Below are 17,545 nucleotides of genomic sequence, written 5' to 3' on the forward strand. Positions count from 1 at the left end.
CCGACTTGAGCCCTTGCCACGTGGCCAGAATCCCGTACCACACGGCATGCGCTCCGGTTGCAGCTGACCAGTAGATCTTGCCGTGTTGGAACTCCTGGTAGCACCCGTCGCTCGGCAGACCACAACCCTGCTCCTCGATCGGGTAACCCAATTTGCCGACCTCATAACCCAACGACGACCACTCCGAGAGGATCACCCCGTAAGTCGCATGAGCACCAGTCGACGCAGTCCAGTGGATCTTTCCGCTCCGGAAGTCTTGGTAGCACCCACCACTGGCGATCCCGCAGACGACATCCTGCAGTGCCGGTCCGAGAACACCGCTCTCCCCGCCGAGAGACAGGTATGCAGCACGAATGGCGGACGCGCCGGAATTTGCCTGCGGGGAGCCGAACCAATCCGTGAAGTACTGGAAGAAGTTGCGGTTGCCGTAGGCCGAGCATCCGTCGCCCTCACCGTAACCCGCTCGCAACGCCGCGGCGTTCGGCTGGTATGGCGTGTAGTAGTAGAGGTTTGCGGTCGCCTGATTCTGAATGTAAACCGGTGACGAGCCGCAGGCGGCGTTCGGATGCCAGCGCACGTTCCAGGTCTTGCCGGGCGCGTACCAGGTGAAGTACTGGCTCGTTCCGGGCGGGTTGGCGTACCGCTTCAGTTGCCACGCGGCGCCGTAGACCTGGTTGAAGAAACCGTAGTACCGGGTGTCGCAGGCGGCTGTGTCGGGACATCCCTGCCCCATGGCGATCGTGTAGCGCCAGTCGGACGGCCACGTGTGCGTGACCAGTCCCTGCTCCTTCTGCAACATGACTATCAGCGCCTGCGGGTTGATGCCGCACGCTTGCGCCACCTTGTAGATGATCGCCGATGCCCGTTCGCGCATCCCCCCCGGGTAGGCGCCGCACATGGCGTCCGCGCTCGTCGCGCGAGATGTGTCGTACCAGTCCTTCAGGCAGACATAGCCCGACTGGCACGTCGGCACCTTCGACTGCAGGAACTGCTGGATCTGCCCTTCGCTCATCGTGTTGCGGTCGGAGAAGACGGCGTCGCTGATGATGTTGCCCGGTTGGAACTTGGAGAGGTCCGCGGCCCGCACGATGCTGGCATCGACGATGCCGGCGGCCGACTCCCCGGCTGCCGTCGCCGATGCCTCGGAGGATCCCGCGACCCCTGAGAGGACGCCCGCGAGGAGCGACACCAGTGCTGCGCACACCACCAGCAGAGACCGCGCTCGCGCGGCCATGGCACGTTTCCGACCCCCCGGCATGCGACCAGTGTGGCGCATGTGAAAGCCCACGACCAGCAGATTCGAGAATCTGATCGCCTTTCAAGCCTGCAACTGTCCGCTTCAGGCTCGACCGATCTACAGCTCGGCGTGCAGCATCCAGACCTTGTCGGCGGCTTCACGCCACGAAAACGCCCGTCCTCGATCCCCCGCGAGCACGCCCAGTCGCTCGGCGGCGGCGGTCGAGCCCAGCGACGCGGCCAAAGCTGCCCCGAGGCCGTCGACAAGACTCGACGCGTCGGTTCCCGCGATGAGGACCCCGCCCTCGGCGACCACGTCGCTGTGCACCCCGGACGACGCCGCGATGACCGGCACGCCAAGCGTCAGGGCGTCCACGACGCGCCAGGGGAACGCCGCGCGCCGCGACGGCGCGACGAACGCGACGGCTGCGCCGAACACCGCGGCACGATCCTCCACCGACAGCACCCCGCGCACGTGCAGCCCGCGTTCGGGGATCCCGGCCGCTGAGGCGAGGTCCGCAACCGCCGGCTCGTGGCCTTCTTCGACGTCGATCACCACGACAGGCAGGTCGACACCGGATGCCGCCACCGCCGCGAGTCCGGCATCCAACCCCTCAGAACCCAGCGGCCCGCCGGCCAAGAGGATGAACCCCTCGGGCAGGCCGAGTTCGCGACGGCGGCCGACCTCGTCCACCGGCACCGAGAAGCCCAGGGGGGACGCGCCCGCGATCACACGCATCCGGTCACCGAGCCCAGGGGCGATCTCCGCCACCCGGGCCGCCAGCGAATGCGTCGGCACCACCACGGCGTCGGCGTGCTTCACCGCGCGCTTGAGCATCGCCTTGTGCCACGCGACGACGGGGCGCGGCAGCTCGGCGGGCGACTCCCACGGGCGCAGATCCCACACGGTCACCACGGTCTGATCGTTGTCGTGCAGGCGGTCATGACGCACGAGCGGCGCGAAGAGCGACGGCGCGTGGATCATGCCGCCGCCGATGCCGGTGCCCACGCCGAGCTGCAATGCGGCCGACAGCTCGCGCCGCGGGAGTGCCGTGCGCCGCACGCCGGCCAACCCGGGAACGGCAGCCAATGCCTCATCCGAGCCGCCGGCCGGCGCGATGGCCTCGACCTCGCAACCGGAGGGGGCGCCGATCACGAGCGCCCGCGCGAGCTCGCGCGACGCCTCGGCGAGCTCGGGCTCGGTCGGCGCAACGAGCTGGTCGAGCACGACGCGCAGCGTGGCCACCACGGGTCAGCCCTCCGGCGTGGGGGTCGGCGGGTGGAGGGTCGTCTGCACGAGGTCGGCGATGTACGCGTAGTCGGGGTTGAACTCGTCGATGCCCTCTGCCGGGGTCAGCTCGATCGTCTGCACCGGCTGCTCCTTGGCCTTCAACCCGAGGTCGACGAGCGTCGGGATGAACGACTGGGGCAGGTCCGTCTTGACGAGGTCCGCACCCGCCGTGGCGACATCCTGGAAGCGCGTGAGCACGACCTGCGGCGTGAACTGCGCGAGGATCGCCTCCTGCAGCTCGCGCTGACGCCTCATGCGATCGAAATCGCTCGTCGTGTACCGCGAGCGGGCGTACCACTGGGCGGTGTCGCCGTCCATGTGCTGCGCGCCCGGTTCGATCCACCCGATGGCCCAGTCCTCAGCGGGCTCACCGGGGTACGACGGCCCGCCGCCCTTGGGCAGACGCTCGGTGACCGTGATGTCGACGCCGCCGAGCGCATCCACGAGCGCAGCGAAGCCGTGCATGTCGACGAAGACGTAGTACGGGATCTCGATGCCGAGGATGCCCTCGGCCGCGTCCTTCGTCGCCTCGATGCCCGGCTCCGAGCCCTGGGCCTCGGCATCCGGATACAGCGTCTTTCCGTCCTCGCAGACCTCGACCTCGGTGCGGAGCTGATTGATCCCACTCCCCCACCCGCAGGTCGGATCGGCGTGGCCCTCGTGTCCGTCGGGGTATCTGTCCTGCAGCGGACCCTCCGCGAACGGGAAGTTCGGCATGTCGCGAGGGATGCCGGTGATGGTGGTCGCGCCCGTCTCGGCGTTGACCGACACCACCGAGATGCTGTCGAACCTCATCGAGTCGCGGCCCTCGCCGCTGTCGGCGCCCAGCAGCAGGATGTTGTAGTAGCCCTCGGACGGCGCCACCGTCGGGCCGCTGGCGCCGAAAACCGTGCTGATGGTGCTGCGCACCGCGCCGAGGGTGGTCGCGGCGTACGCGGCGGTGCCGCTGGCCACGACCATCAGCCCGATGGCGACGAGCGCGATCCCGAACCGCGCGCCGCGTCCCGTCTTGACGAGACGCACGAGCCGAAGCGTGTCGATGGTGAGCACGCCCCACAGCACCGCGTAGCCGATGAGCAGTCCCTGCGCCAGCAGCAGCGGGAGGGGTCGCAGCAATGCGAGCCAGTCGGGCAGCCACGCGCTCGTGACGACGCTGAGTCCCGCGGTCGGGGCGAGCAGCGCGAACAGCACCGCGATCACGAGGAGCACCCACATCAGCAGCGTCGCGCCGATGCCGAAGCGTCCGAGCCTGCGGTTGCCGGCGAGCACCTGCGCGGACCCGGGAATGAGGAAGTTCAGCGCGACCAGCCACCACCCGCGGCGCGTCATGACCGCGCGGGACGAGGCATCCGGATTCCGCATCGGGCGCTCCTCGACGACGCCCGGCTTGACCAGGCGTGCTTTTGCGCTCGGCGGGCTCATGACGCTCACAGCGACTCCTTGAGCCGCCGGTTCTTCTGCTCGACCTGCGCTTCGAGGTCTCGGGCATAGGCCTCGACTCGATCAGCGATCGCGTCGTCGGCGGCCCCGAGGATCCGCGCGGCGAGCAGTCCGGCGTTCTTCGCGCCGTTGATGGAGACGGTGGCGACCGGGATGCCGGCGGGCATCTGCACGATGCTGAGCAGCGAGTCCATCCCGTCGAGGGTCGCGAGCTGCACGGGCACGCCGACGACGGGGAGTGCGGTGAGCGAGGCCAGCATGCCGGGAAGGTGCGCGGCTCCGCCGGCACCGGCGATGATGACGCGCAGGCCGCGCGAGCGGGCTTCACGGCCGTAACGCAGGAGCTTGTCGGGGGTGCGATGCGCCGAGACGACCTCGACCTCGTGCGGAATCCCGAAGTCCGTGAGCGCCTGCGAGGCATCGCTCATGACCCGCCAGTCGGAGTCGGAGCCCATGACGACGCCGACGAGCGGCGCCTCGGAGGAATGGAGGGGCCGCGATTCAGCAGAGGGCGCAGTCACCTGTCAAGGCTAGGGGCGAAGGCTGGAAGATCCCCGCAACGGCGCGGCCGTTCCGGTCGTTGAGCGAGGAACGAGACGAAACGCCCGCACCCGATGCACGACTTGGGCTCAACCCCTGTCGTCTCGCGTTTCGACTCGCAAGCTCGCTCAACGACCGAAGCATCGGCCCGACTGCGGGCCTCGGATCAGTCCTGGAAGAAGGATGCCGCGGCCCGGGCCCGGTACGCCACGTCGTCGAGGTCGTCGCCGATGACGTTGATGTGCCCGACCTTGCGCCCGGGGCGGGACGCCTTGCCGTAGGTGTGGACCTTGGCCTGCGGGTGCTCCTGCATGGCCGCGGTGAAGCGCGCGTCGAGAGGATCCTCGGTCGGGCCCCCCAGGATGTTCACCATCACCGCCCACTCGGCGACCGGTTCCGTCCCGCCGAGCGGAAGATCGAGCACGGCGCGCAGGTGCTGCTCGAACTGGCTCGTGACGGCGCCGTCCTGGCTCCAATGTCCGCTGTTGTGCGGGCGCATCGCCAGCTCGTTCACCAGGAGCCGTTCGTCGGTGGTCTCGAACAGCTCGACGGCCAGCATCCCGGTCACGCCGAGGCCCTCGGCGATCCCGACGCCGATCTCGGCGGCCACCTGCTGCAGGCGTCCGCTCGAGTGAGGAGCCGGCGCGATCACCTCGGCGCAGACGCCGTCGCGCTGCACGGTCTCGACGACCGGGTAGGCCCCCATGGCGCCGGAGGGGCGGCGGGCCACCTGCTGCGCGAGCTCGCGCGTGAAGTCGACGAGCTCCTCGACGAGGAGGGCGCCGCCATGGGCGTCCTCGGCGAGCGTCGCGAACCAGTCGTCGGCTTCGGTGCCCGCCGACACCACGCGGACGCCCTTGCCGTCGTAGCCGCCCCGAGGGGTCTTGACGACGGCGCGGCCGCCGTGGTCGTCGATGAAGGCCTGCAGCTCGTCAGCGTCCGTGACGGCCGCCCAGTCGGGCTGCGGCATCCCGAGCTCCTGCAGGCGTGCCCGCATGACGAGCTTGTCCTGCGCGAACTTCAGCGCGTCGGGGCCGGGGTGCACCGCGACCCCTTCGCCGACGAGGGCGGCGAGGACGTCCTGCGGAACGTGCTCATGGTCGAAGGTCACGACGTCGACGTCGCGCGCGAACGCGAGCACCGTGGCGGCGTCGCGGTAGTCGCCGACGGCGGTGGCGGCAAGGGATGCCGACATCCCCTCGTCTTCGGCGAGCACCCGCAGCTCGACCCCGAGCTCGACCGCCGGCGCGATCATCATGCGGGCCAGCTGCCCGCCCCCGACGACTCCGACTCGCAGCGCCATGCACTCTCCCTCTCGCCTTGAAGCTCCCTCCATCATCCCGCACGACGGGATGACGAACGAGCCGCAGTCAGGCCTGCGGGAGGGGCGGCCGTGGCGGGACCCCGGGCGGCGGGCCCGGTGGCAACGGCTGAGCGTCGCGGTGCGCGAGGATCTGGTTCACTTCGACCTGATCGACGAGCGCCTCGTGCACGAGGTCGGCGCTGGGGATGTTGGCGAGCCGCAGCGGCTCGTCGATGCCGTTGCTGAGGGTGATCGTGCCGGCACCCCAGATGCGCTGCAACAGGCCGCGATGCACCTTGAGCGTGTACCCCCGGACGTGGGCGAGCTCGCGGCGCTTCACCGCGAACACCCCCCGACGCTCCACCACGCGCCGTGTCGTGATCGTGTACACGTGCCCCCACCACACCAGGTACGGAAGGAGGACGAGCACCAGCACCACGCCGGCGGCAGCGGCCAGCAGCATCCAGTTCTCGAAGGGCGCCGGAAGGTTGCCGTAGAAGTACCCGCAGGCGCCGGCCACCGCCATGAGCACCAGCACCGACCATGCGAGCCGGCGCGCGTGCGGGCGGAACCGCGCGACGAGCAGCTCCGGCGTCGGTGCGCCGGGCGCTGGTGTGAGCGGTCTGCCGCCGTAGCTCGTCGGCTGCGTCATGTCCCCATTGTGCGACGAGCCGCAGACAGTTCAGGGCGCACCCGCCGTTTTCCGTCATGCCGGCGCGTTTCGTACCGCTCGGTCGACGACCGGGACACCGGATGCCTCGGGTTCGGGTGCAGGCGTTTCGTCTCGCTCGTTCCCGCTCGCTCAACGACCGGGGCTCAGGATGCGCGCGCTCAACGACCGGGACTCAGGAGACGACGGGACGCGCCCTGACGTGCACGACGTCGCCGGCCGACACCACGCTCTCGTACTCGCCGTCCTGCACGACCACCAGTCGTCCGTCGGCGTCGATGCGCTGCGCCCGTCCCCACAGTGTCTGGCCGTCCGGCAGCGACACGGCGACGTCGCTTCCCAGCGTGCTGCAGAGCGCTTCGACCTCGGCGAGCACGCCCGACGCGGCGGCATCCCCTCCGGCGGCGACGATCGCGGTCAACTGCTCGTCGAGTGCGGCGAGGTAGTCGGCCAGCAGGCGGTCCTCCTCGCACGTCAGGCCGGCGGCAGCGAACGACGTCGCGGTGTCGACGGGGAGGTCGGCGCGCGGCATCCGTGTGTTCACACCCGCACCGATCACGACGACATCGGGATGCCCCGGCACCACCTCCGCGAGGATGCCGCAGACCTTCCCGCCATCGAGCAGCACGTCGTTCGGCCACTTCAGTGCGGCGGTGTGCACGGTGCCGGCGAGCTGCGCGGCGATCGCGCGGGTCATGGCCGCGCCGGCCAGCAACGGGACCCAGCCGCGCGCCGCGGCGGGGATCGCCGATGCGTCGATGACGACCGAGACGGCGAGCGCGGTGCCCGGCGGCGTCACCCAGGCGCGATCGAGGCGGCCGCGCCCCGCGCGCTGGTCGGTGGTGAGCAGGAGCGACAAGTGCGGCCATTCGTGCGGCGCCTCGACGAAATGGCGCACGACATCGGCGTTGGTGGAGTCGGTGGTCTCCACGACCTGGACGCGCGGGCTCACGCCGGCGGTGAGCGGGAACCCCTCGGACGAGTACGACATGGTGCTCACGCTACGCCCGTCGCTGTGTGCGGAACTCTCCCCTTTCGCTATTCCGGAGTGCGGACTCCCGAGGACGCACAGCGGATGCCGCGACCCCTTGTACCAACCCTCCAACAGATCCCCCGAACCCGCCGATAGGGTGGAATCCGTGACCGATCAGCCCGACCTCTCGACGACCGCCGGCAAGATCGCCGACCTCCGCGCACGCTTCCAGGAGGCCGTCCTCGATCCCGAGGAGGTCGCCAAGGAGAAGCAGCACGCGAAGGGCAAGGGCACCGCGCGCGAGCGCATCGACATGCTCCTCGACACCGGAAGCTTCGTCGAGCTGGACGAGTACGTGCGCCACCGCACCACCGCCTTCGGCATGGACCGCTCCCGTCCCTACGGCGACTCGGTCGTCAGCGGCGTCGGCACGATCCACGGCCGCACGGTCGCGGTGTACTCCCAGGACTTCTCGACGTTCGGCGGATCGCTCGGCGAGGTCGCCGGCGAGAAGATCATCAAGGTCATGGAGTTCGCGCTGCGCTCCGGCATCCCCATCGTGGGAATCCTGGACTCCGGTGGCGCCCGCATCCAGGAAGGCGTCGTCGCCCTCGGCAAGTACGGCGAGATCTTCCGCCTCAACACCCGGGCCTCCGGCGTCATCCCGCAGATCTCGATCATCATGGGCCCGGCCGCCGGCGGTGCGGTGTACTCCCCCGCGCTGACCGACTTCGTGGTCATGGTCGACAAGACCAGCCAGATGTTCGTCACCGGACCCGATGTGATCAAGACCGTGACCGGCGAGGACGTCGGCATGGAGGAGCTCGGCGGCGCCTACACGCACAACACTCGCTCCGGCGTCGCGCACTACCTCGCGGAGGACGAGGACGACGCGATCGACTACGTCCGCTCGATGCTCGGCTTCCTCCCCGACAACAACATGGCGGAGCTGCCCGTCTACGAGAGCGGCTTCGAGTTCGAGACGACGGATGCCGATCGCGCACTGAACGCGATCATCCCCGACTCGCCCAACCAGCCGTACGACATCCACCAGGTGATCCGCGGCATCGTCGATTCCGAGGACTTCCTCGAGGTGCAGCCGCTGTTCGCACCCAACATCGTGATCGGCTTCGGACGCATCGAAGGACGCTCGGTGGGCATCATCGCCAACCAGCCGTCGCAGATGGCCGGCACGCTCAACATCGAGGCGGGCGAGAAGGCCAGCCGGTTCGTGCGCTTCTGCGACGCGTTCTCGATTCCGATCGTGACGCTCGTCGATGTGCCGGGATACCTGCCCGGCACCGACCAGGAGTGGACGGGTGTCATCCGCCGCGGCGCGAAGCTGCTGTACGCGTACGCCGAGGCGACCGTGCCGCTGGTGACCGTGATCCTCCGCAAGGCCTATGGCGGCGCCTACATCGTGATGGGCTCCAAGCAGCTCGGCGCCGACGTGAACCTCGCCTGGCCCACGGCCGAGATCGCCGTCATGGGCGGCCAGGGCGCCGTCAACATCCTCTATCGCGGCGAGATCAAGCGCGCGGAAGAGGCGGGAGAGGACGTCGCGGCGGTACGCACGCGCCTCGCCAACGAGTACACCTACAACGTGGCCTCGCCCTTCCTCGCCGCGGAGCGGGGCGAGCTCGACGGCATCATCGAGCCCGCGCAGACGCGTGTGTCGATCGCCAAGGCGTTGCGCGCACTGCGCGGCAAGCGCGCGACCCTGCCGCCCAAGAAGCACGGGAACATCCCGCTGTGAGCGGTGCGAACGGCGAGACGGTGCCGACGGCCGCTCCGGTCGACCGGGGCTCGTCCGGCGAGGCCTCATCACCCGCGGGCACCGCGCGCGACAGCGTCACGATCGACATGCTGCGCGGCACTCCCACCGAGGAGGAGCTCGCGGCGCTGATCGCCGTCGTGACCGAGGCCTACACCGGCGAGGCCGCTGAGGCGGTCGCCGAGGATCGCGCGCGCCGCACCGGCTGGGAGCTCTCGCAGCGCGCGCTTCGGCAGCCGCTCGACCGGGATCTGGGCTGGGGCCGCTTCGGCTGAGGCTTCGGGTGCGCACCGTTGCACCGGTCGTTGAGCGAGGAACGAGACGAAACACCCTCACCCGACGCGCGACGGCGGCTCGGCCCGTTTCGTCTCTGCGTTTCGACTCGCAAGCTCGCTCAACGACCACGTGCCTCGCTCGCTCAACGACGGGGGGACGAGTCTTGTCCCCCGAAATACCTACAGACACACCACTTGCGATCTGGAGATACTGGATCCGCTGGAACGCTTCTGCGTTCGGCCGATCCGAATCCGCTCTGCGGCTTCCTCGGGTCCGGCCATGCGGACGGTTTTCGGGTAACCGTCCGCGCAGGCGAGGGGCGGGCGGCTTCGCCGCCCCTCGCCTCTCTCTGTTCCGCTCCCCGCCCGGTATCCTCTCCCCCTCCGGGCGGCGAGCGGTTATGCCCTCCACCCGCCCCTGATCATCTGCGGCGCTGTGGGCCGGCCGCCCCACGCGCGACTCAACCCGGAGCGGGGCACGCGACTCAGGCCCGCACAGGCTGGGCGGTCCGCTTCAGGCCCTGCCGGGGTGTGGGATCTCGAGCCAGAGATCCACGGAGTCCTCGTCGCTCGGTCCTCCCCCCGACGGAGAGCGCCCGACCACGGTGACGGCGACGCGCTCGTCGGGAGAGGTGCGGATGTAGAGCCGATCGGATGCCGCCGATCGCAGTGCGTCGGCGAGCTGGGCGCGGATGACGCCGAGTTGCTCCTCGTCGACGTCGTCGAGTCCCCCCTCGTCGAGCACCGTGACGTTGGCGCCGCGACGGCGTGCGCGTTCGAGCTCCGCGCGCACCTCGTCGTCGAGCAGCCGTGGTCCGCGCATCTCGTCGCGGAGCTTGCCCTCGGCGATCCGCGCCTCCAGCCGGTCGGCGTCGGTCAGCATGCCGGCATGCGCGACCGTGCGCGTGAGCACGGGGCCGGCGACCGCCAGCGCCTTCTGCACCTGCACCCGGCGTTCGCGCTGGCGCACGACCTGCGACGTCTGCCACCCGGTCGCGGCACGCTGCAAGCGGGTGAGACGCGAGGTGTCGCGGGCGGCCCGGTCCATCGAGTACACGAGCAGCTGAGCGCAGGTCACCCACACGATCGAGCCGACCAGACCGAGCGCGAGCGCATTGAGAGGGCCCATCCAGAGCATCGACGCGACGGTGAGCGCGAGGATCCCGCTCCACGCGGTCCATGGCCGGCGCCGCACCATGACGATCGTCATGAGCGCGCCGATCCCGCCCAGGTACCACGTGGCGAACGGCGCCGTGCGCGACGCCGCCCCGACGGCGACCGAGATCGCGCTCGGCACGAGGACCGCGCACGAAAGGGCGAGGATCTGAGCGATCGCGGGAAGTGGGAGGGGACCACGGATGCCGTCGACCAGTGCCTTCGCGCCGTCTTCCGTGTGCGCGCCCGGAGCCTGCGCCTCGCCCGCCCGGGGTGCGCCACGGACGGACTCCGGTTCCCAGAAGATGCAGAGCCACGTCGTCGCCAGGTAGAAGGCGAGGGTGATGACGACGACGAGGGGCTGCGTGACCGTACCGGTCCACGACAGACCGCGCGCAGCGAGGTACGCCGTGAAGGCGACCGCGAGCACGACGAGCACGTTCTTGACGCTGATCATTCGGCCGGCTCCTGCCATGTGAGCCGCACGACCGTCCCGTGGGGACCGGTCTCGAGGTCCGCATGCCCTCCGACCGCGGCGACGCGCGCCATGATGGACGCCCGGATGCCCAGCCGGTCGTCCGGGACGGCGTCGAGATCGAAGCCCTCGCCGGCGTCGTGCACCTCGACGCGCACGCGCCCGCCCGCCTCCTTCACAGCGACGCCCAGTCCCGCTCCCCCGGCGTGCTGCAGCGCGTTCGCCACCGCCTGCGTGGCGGCCAGCGCGAGAGCGCGGGCGACGCGTCCGGGGATCAGCGGACCCGCATCGCCGAAGTCGCGCTGCACGTCGACATCGACGCCCAGCTCGCCGGCGGCCGCGTCGATCGCGGCTGCGAGGGCCGCGACATCCCACGGCTCGTCGGTACCCTCGTGCGCATCCTGCTCGGTGTTGGCCAATCGGGTCAGCGCTTCACGCGCCATCGACGCCGCGAGCGTGCGCTCGCGGGGCGTGCTCGCCCGCTCCGCGGCGATGAGCGCCGCCAGCACGCTGTCGTGCATCAGCGCCGCGACCGCGACGCGCTCCTGCTCCGCAGCATCCGCCGCCGCCGCCCGCGCATACGATGCGACCGCACGGGCGCGCGTCTCGTCGACGTTGACCGCCATCGAGCGGAACAGCCACCCGAGGGTGACGATGACACCGCCGAGGATCAGCGCGAACGACACGTCCAGCCCGACTGTGATCCAGTAGTCGCTCGAGAAGCCCAGCTGCATCAGCCGGACCACCCCGAAGAGCACGGGGGCGAGGATCGTCCAGCCGATCTGCAGCGGGAAGGGGAAGGCCAGCACGGCGGCGAGGGTCGACAGATTGAGCAGGTACCAGATCCACGGCTCCTCGCCGGAGGTGGGCGGTACTCCAGCGGTCGCGATCGGCCAGGCGACCAGCGCGAGCACGTAGACGAGCCCGAAGACAGCTGCGGCGACGCGGACGCCGCGTCCGATCACACACGCGAGGATCATGACCGCCAGAGTGCCGAACACCGAGATCATCAGGGCTTCATGCCAGCCCGGCCGCTCGTCGGTCGAGCCGAGCCCTGTCAGGAACGACTGCAGGCCGAGGACGAGGGGGGCGAACGCGCCGCCGACGAGCGAGATGATGCGCTCCACACGAGAGCGCGTGAACGATCCGATACCCGCAGTGACCTGAGGCGAGTGCGGGATCTGACCCCACGCCGTGTCGAGCAGGCCGGTCTGCGCGTCAACGGCCACGCGTGCGGTCTCCCGGGTCCGCCGACGGCTCGACGAGGATCCCGTCCTCGACGGCGCGGTGCAGCAGATCGATCTTGGTCGGGGCGGGGCGTCCGACCTCGACGTACTTGACGCGGATGCGCGTGATGTTCTCCTTCGCCGTGGAGTACGCGACCCCGAGGCGGTCGGCGACGACCTTGAGCGGCAGCCCGGCGGCGTAGAGCCGCAGCACGTCCCGCTCGCGGGCCGAGAGCTGCGCGTCGGCGAAAGCGCGGTCTCCCTCGACGGCGCTGGCCCACTCCACGTTGTTGAGCGGCTCGCCGCGCGCCACCGTGCGCACCGCCGCGATCACGTCGCCGATGGGCGAGGACTTGCTGACGACACCGGCCGCCCCCGCGGCGAGCGCCTCGCGCACCGCTGCGGGCCGATCGGCGACGCTGTGGATGATGACGCTCGACCCGTCGAGCACGAGGCGCCGCACGTTCTCGGTCACCGTGGTGCCGTCGCCGAGGGTCAGATCGAGCACGACGACGTCGGCCGGTGGCTGGCGCGAGAAGGCGCGCCAGTCGACGTACTCGGTGACCGTGCTGCCCGAGAACGCGACGTTCATCGCCTCCGCGCGGAGGCAGGCCGCCTCGAGCCCGAGCCGTACCGACTCGTGGTCGTCGATGAAGGCCACACGCGTCATTCCGCCAGCCTAGCCACGTGGGTCACCCGCGGGTGAGAACCGCCACGGCTTCGACGTGATGCGAGTTCGGGAAGAGATCCAGGGCGTCGACCCGGGCGAGGTCGTAGCCCCCTGCCCGGAAGGTCGCGATGTCGCGCGCCAGCGCCACGGGATCGCACGCCACGTAGACGACGGTTGCCGGCGAGAGCGCGACGATCTGCTCCACGACTTCGCGTCCGGCGCCCGAGCGGGGCGGGTCGAGGAGCACGACGCCCCGCGACAGCCGTTCGCGATCGGATGCGGATGCCTCGGCCCCGAGCCGCGTCAGCCACCGGTCGACCCGCCCGGTCTCGGCACGTGCGCCGACCCAGTCGACGAGGTTCTCGCCCGCGTGCTCGGTGGCCCGGGCGTCGGATTCGACGGTGGTCACCCGCGTCGAGGGCCCGCCGAGCCGACCGAGTGTGGCGGCGAAGAGCCCGACGCCGCCGTAGAGATCGAGATGCCATGCCTCGGGGTCGATCCAGAGCCCGCCGGACTGACGGATCGGCCCGTCCTGACGCAGACTCTGCAGGGCCCCGGTGACCGCCTGGGTGAGTGAGTGGGCGGCGAGACGGTGCACCTGCCAGAAGCCGCCCGCATCGACCCGGAACTCGCGACCGTCGACGCGCTCGATGACCGTCTCCGCCTCGGGGGCACGGCGGCCTCGGCGACCGCTGCCCCGGCGGCCCGCGGCATCCGGGCGGCGTTCCGGGCGCGGCAGCACGCGAACCCGCCCATCCGCCGGCTGCACGAGGTCGACACGGCCGGGCTCACCGGCGCGGAGTGCCAGGGCGGCCTGCTCGACCTCGGCTGTCGCGAGCGGCAGGTCCTCGAGCGGCACCACGCGGTGACTGCGGGCCGCGTACTGGCCGACGTTGCCGTCGGCATCGACGTGCAGGCTCACGCGTGTGCGCCACCCGGTGCCGTCGACGGTCTCTTCCGCGAGCGGCTCGCCGGCGAGCGCGCCGGCGGAGTCGGAGTCGGAGAGGATCGGCAGCGCCGACTCCATCGAGAGGACCGGCCCGGCGATGCCACCGAATCGCTGCAGCGCGTCCATCAGGACATCGAGCTTGAGCCTGCGCTGGTGGTCCATCGAGATGTGCCCGAAGTCGGCGCCGCCGGGTCGCTGCTCGGGCGGCACGTCGACGTCCGCCTGCCGCCACACGTGCAGCTGCCGATGCGGCGACGCCTCGAGCACCTCGAGCGTCTCGGCGCGCCAGAACGAGCTCTTGGCCGTGTCGGTGAGCCGGACTCGGACCCGCTCCCCGGGGATGGTGTCCGGCACGAACACCACTCGGCCCTCATGCCGGGCGACGAAGACGCCGCCGTGGGCGACGCCCGTGATGTCGAGGTCGAGGAGGTCGCCGGTTCCGCTCATCCGTCGAGCCTACGCCGCGCCCGTTCGTCCGATGTCGCTCGTGGGCTCGTGCGTTTCGACTCGCAAGCTCGCTCAACGACCGTGCAGTAAAGCTCATTGAGCGGTCGACGTTCGCTCTCGGCCGCGTACCGTGGGGGGCATGCGCGTCTGCCTCGCCTCGACCTCCCCCGCCCGGCTCATGCTGCTCGAGCAGTTCGGCATCCGTCCCCTCACGATCGCCCCCGACGTCGACGAAGACGCGGTCATCACCGCGGTCGAGGCGGCCGAGGGCCGCGTGCTGGAGCCCGACGAGCACGTCCTGCTGCTCGCGCGGCGGAAGGCCGCGGAAGTGGCGGCGCGGCTGCGCGACGACATCCCCGGCTTCGACGGCATCGTCATCGGCGGCGACTCGATGTTCGAGCTCGACGGCGAGGTGCTCGGCAAGCCCTACACCGCCGAGAACGCCGTCGCCCGGTGGCAGGCGATGCGCGGCCGCACCGGCGTGCTGCATTCGGGCCACGCCGTCGTGCGCATCGAGCCGGGCGCACCCCCGCGCGAGGTGCATGCGACGGCTGCCGCGTCCGTCTCGTTCGTCGAGGACGTGACGGATGCCGAGATCGAGGCGTACGTCGCCACCGGCGAACCCCTGCACGTGGCCGGGGCGTTCACCGTCGACAGCCTGGGCGGCGCCTTCATCGAGCGCGTCGAAGGGGACCCCTCGACGGTGGTCGGGATGTCGGTGTCGACGCTGCGCCGGCTGGTCCGCGAGGTCGGAGTGGACTGGGCGTCGTTGTGGAACGTCACCGATCCGTCGCTCCGGACGACGGAGACCGAGCCGCCCACTCTCTGACGACGGTCGGGTGAGAGCGCGCGCGGCGACGCGACCGACGTCGCGCCGCCGCCTCCGACGGCCGATTGGCCTTGTAGTAGGAAGCCCACGTTTCTGATCGGTTCTTGTATGAACCGCTCAAAAGCAGCTGGGATGCCGTCGGTAGGCTGGCATCCATGCCCCAGATCGCCAAGGTTCTCATTGCCAACCGCGGCGAGATCGCCGTCCGCGTCATACGCGCCGCCCGGGATGCCGGGAAGTCGTCTGTCGCCGTCTACGCAGACCAGGACCGCGACGCCCTGCACACCCGCCTCGCCGACGAGGCGTATGCCCTCGAGGGCTCGACCAGCGCCGAGACGTACCTGTCGATCGACAAGATCCTCTCGGTCGCCCGCCGCTCGGGCGCCGACGCCGTGCACCCGGGCTACGGGTTCCTCGCCGAGAACGCCGACTTCGCCCGCGCCGTGGTCGCGGCGGGGCTCGTGTGGATCGGCCCCTCACCGGAGGCGATCGAGGCCCTGGGCGACAAGGTGACGGCCCGCGCCGTCGCCGAGAAGGTCGGAGCTCCCCTCGCCCCGGGCACTCCCGGCCCTGTGGCGGGCGCCGACGAGGTCGTCGCGTTCGCCGAGCAGGTGGGCCTTCCCATCGCCATCAAGGCGGCGTACGGCGGCGGCGGGCGAGGTCTCAAGGTCGCCCGCACCATCGACGAGGTGCCCGAGATGTTCGAGTCGGCGACGCGCGAGGCGATCACCGCGTTCGGTCGTGGTGAGTGCTTCGTCGAGAAGTACCTCGACCAGCCGCGTCATGTCGAGACGCAGTGCCTCGCGGACGCCGCCGGCAACGTCGTCGTCGTCTCCACGCGCGACTGCTCGCTGCAGCGCCGTCACCAGAAGCTGGTGGAAGAGGCGCCGGCACCGTTCCTCTCGGACGAGCAGAACCGGATCCTCTACGACTCATCGAAGGCGATCCTCCGCGAGGTCGGATACGTCGGCGCAGGGACCTGTGAGTTCCTGATCGGCGCGGACGGCACGATCTCGTTCCTCGAGGTGAACACGCGCCTCCAGGTGGAGCACCCCGTGTCGGAGGAAGTCACCGGCATCGACCTCGTGCGCGAGCAGTTCCGCCTCGCCGAGGGCGCAGAGCTGGGTTACGACGACCCCAAGCCCGAGGGCCACTCGATCGAGTTCCGCATCAACGGCGAAGACCCGGGACGCGGGTTCCTCCCCCAGCCCGGGCCGATCCACGTGTTCAAGACGTTCGGCGGTCCCGGCATCCGTCTCGACTCCGGCGTCACCGCGGGCGACAGCGTGTCGGGCGCGTTCGACTCGCTGCTCGCGAAGATCATCGTCACCGGCCGGGACCGCGCCGAGGCGCTCGAGCGCTCGCGCCGGGCCCTCGACGAGTTCGAGGTCTCGGGCCTTCCCACCGTCCTCCCGTTCCACCGGGCGGTCGTGCGCGACCCCGCGTTCACCGCCGAGGACGGCCGATTCGGCGTGTACACGCGCTGGATCGAGACCGAGTTCGTGAACGACATCCCGCCGTGGGACGGCGAGCTCGACGCGCCGGCGCCCGCGGAGGCGCGACACACTGTCGTCGTCGAGGTCGCCGGCAAGCGCCTCGAGGTGAGCCTTCCCGACCGCGTGGTCACGGCGCCCGGTGTCGCGGGGCGTCCCGCCGCCGTTCCGCCGTCGAGGCGCTCGCACGCGCCGACGGTCGTAGCCGGCGCCTCGGGCGACGCGGTCAAGTCCCCGATGCAGGCGACGATCGTCAAGCTCGCGGTCGAGGAGGGCCAGCAGGTCGTCAAGGGCGACCTCGTGGTGGTGCTCGAGGCGATGAAGATGGAGCAGCCGATCCAGGCGCACAAGGACGGCGTCATCGGCGCGATCAACGCGAACCCCGGCACCACGGTGTCGGCCGGTCACCAGCTGCTGACGATCTCCTGACGCCCGTTCCGCCGAGCAGGTGCCCGGGGCAGGATGGCGGGATGGATGCCTCACCCACCTCTCCCGAAGTGTCTGCGGCGGCGATCAACGTCGTGATCCCGCCCGAGCTGCGCTGGCACGACTCCCGGCGCGGCGAGGAGTTCGAGCTGCAGACCCTGACCGTGCGGCTGCTGCCCGATCACAGTCTGGCGGTGAAGGCGTACGGCCGCCCGATCGCCGGCGGGCGCGGGGCGTACGTCTCCTTCGCGATGCCCGACCGGCCCGAGCTGCGGGCACTCGTCGACGCCGGCGCGCGCCGTGCCGCGGAGCTGTGGGCCGCCAGCACCGGACTCGATTAGCGGGGCGAAGACGGATGCCGCGGCATCCGTTC

The 17,545-nt window shown here is 70.6% G+C and carries 15 protein-coding genes and 1 pseudogene; 5 read left to right on the forward strand and 11 right to left on the reverse strand.

What is annotated here, in order from left to right:
- The 7 genes and pseudogenes from B2K11_RS03845 to B2K11_RS03875 form a co-directional block, all read right to left on the reverse strand.
- Positions 1–1,234 (reverse strand): annotated as a pseudogene (locus B2K11_RS03845) (hypothetical protein); the annotation flags it as partial.
- A 120-nt stretch (positions 1,235–1,354) separates the two neighbouring features.
- On the reverse strand, positions 1,355–2,485 hold the full coding sequence (locus B2K11_RS03850; RefSeq protein ID WP_163616959.1) for a glycosyltransferase: 1,131 nt from the start codon (positions 2,483–2,485) through the stop codon (positions 1,355–1,357).
- 3 nt (positions 2,486–2,488) lie between these two features.
- Complete coding sequence (locus tag B2K11_RS03855) at positions 2,489–3,949, reverse strand: LCP family protein (protein WP_204260001.1); 1,461 nt, start codon at positions 3,947–3,949, stop codon at positions 2,489–2,491.
- 5 nt (positions 3,950–3,954) lie between these two features.
- Positions 3,955–4,422 carry a 5-(carboxyamino)imidazole ribonucleotide mutase gene (gene purE, locus B2K11_RS03860; RefSeq protein WP_163616991.1) on the reverse strand — a complete coding sequence of 156 codons (468 nt, stop codon included), beginning with the start codon at positions 4,420–4,422 and terminating at the stop codon, positions 3,955–3,957.
- Between the two features lie 251 nt (positions 4,423–4,673).
- Positions 4,674–5,810 carry a 5-(carboxyamino)imidazole ribonucleotide synthase gene (locus B2K11_RS03865; protein WP_163616961.1) on the reverse strand — a complete coding sequence of 379 codons (1,137 nt, stop codon included), beginning with the start codon at positions 5,808–5,810 and terminating at the stop codon, positions 4,674–4,676.
- A 67-nt stretch (positions 5,811–5,877) separates the two neighbouring features.
- Entirely contained in the window at positions 5,878–6,462 is a 585-nt protein-coding gene (locus B2K11_RS03870) for a PH domain-containing protein (protein WP_163616962.1), read from the reverse strand.
- 193 nt (positions 6,463–6,655) lie between these two features.
- Positions 6,656–7,471, reverse strand: a complete 816-nt coding sequence (locus B2K11_RS03875) for a biotin--[acetyl-CoA-carboxylase] ligase (protein ID WP_163616963.1) — start codon at positions 7,469–7,471, stop codon at positions 6,656–6,658.
- Positions 7,472–7,610: 139 nt separating this feature from the next.
- Here B2K11_RS03875 and B2K11_RS03880 point away from each other — a divergent pair, with 139 nt between their 5' ends.
- Positions 7,611–9,209: an acyl-CoA carboxylase subunit beta gene (locus B2K11_RS03880; protein ID WP_163616964.1), complete on the forward strand. Its 1,599-nt coding sequence runs from the start codon at positions 7,611–7,613 to the stop codon at positions 9,207–9,209.
- The gene (locus B2K11_RS20575) at positions 9,206–9,502 is read left to right on the forward strand and encodes an acyl-CoA carboxylase subunit epsilon (protein WP_239525700.1); all 297 of its coding nucleotides are present in this window, start codon (positions 9,206–9,208) and stop codon (positions 9,500–9,502) included. Before B2K11_RS03880 ends, B2K11_RS20575 begins: the two co-directional genes overlap by 4 nt.
- Before the next feature lie 514 nt (positions 9,503–10,016).
- On the opposite strand, the gene B2K11_RS03890 is transcribed toward B2K11_RS20575, so the two are convergent.
- From B2K11_RS03890 to B2K11_RS03905, 4 genes are read right to left on the reverse strand one after another with little or no spacing between them, the layout of a single operon-like run.
- The gene (locus B2K11_RS03890) at positions 10,017–11,114 is read right to left on the reverse strand and encodes a hypothetical protein (RefSeq protein ID WP_163616965.1); all 1,098 of its coding nucleotides are present in this window, start codon (positions 11,112–11,114) and stop codon (positions 10,017–10,019) included.
- A complete protein-coding gene (locus B2K11_RS03895) occupies positions 11,111–12,361 on the reverse strand; it encodes an ATP-binding protein (protein ID WP_204259998.1) in 1,251 nt (416 codons plus the stop codon). The genes B2K11_RS03890 and B2K11_RS03895 overlap by 4 nt, the downstream gene beginning before the upstream one ends.
- The gene (locus B2K11_RS03900; RefSeq protein ID WP_163616966.1) at positions 12,351–13,028 is read right to left on the reverse strand and encodes a response regulator transcription factor; all 678 of its coding nucleotides are present in this window, start codon (positions 13,026–13,028) and stop codon (positions 12,351–12,353) included. Before B2K11_RS03900 ends, B2K11_RS03895 begins: the two co-directional genes overlap by 11 nt.
- 22 nt (positions 13,029–13,050) lie before the next feature.
- On the reverse strand, positions 13,051–14,424 hold the full coding sequence (locus B2K11_RS03905; RefSeq protein ID WP_163616967.1) for a class I SAM-dependent RNA methyltransferase: 1,374 nt from the start codon (positions 14,422–14,424) through the stop codon (positions 13,051–13,053).
- A gap of 139 nt (positions 14,425–14,563) precedes the next feature.
- On the opposite strand from B2K11_RS03905, the gene B2K11_RS03910 reads away from it, so the two are divergent.
- The 3 genes from B2K11_RS03910 (at position 14,564) to B2K11_RS03920 (ending at position 17,513) form a co-directional block, all read left to right on the forward strand.
- Positions 14,564–15,253: a nucleoside triphosphate pyrophosphatase gene (locus tag B2K11_RS03910; protein WP_163616968.1), complete on the forward strand. Its 690-nt coding sequence runs from the start codon at positions 14,564–14,566 to the stop codon at positions 15,251–15,253.
- Between the two features lie 155 nt (positions 15,254–15,408).
- Positions 15,409–17,175, forward strand: a complete 1,767-nt coding sequence (locus tag B2K11_RS03915; protein WP_163616969.1) for a biotin carboxylase N-terminal domain-containing protein — start codon at positions 15,409–15,411, stop codon at positions 17,173–17,175.
- A 41-nt stretch (positions 17,176–17,216) separates the two neighbouring features.
- Positions 17,217–17,513 (forward strand): hypothetical protein, encoded by a 297-nt coding sequence (locus B2K11_RS03920; protein WP_163616970.1) that lies wholly within the window; start codon positions 17,217–17,219, stop codon positions 17,511–17,513.
- The last annotated feature ends 32 nt before the right edge of the window (positions 17,514–17,545 follow it).

The sequence above is a fragment of the Microbacterium sp. B35-30 genome, from assembly GCF_010634855.1.
Taxonomy (GTDB): domain Bacteria; phylum Actinomycetota; class Actinomycetes; order Actinomycetales; family Microbacteriaceae; genus Microbacterium.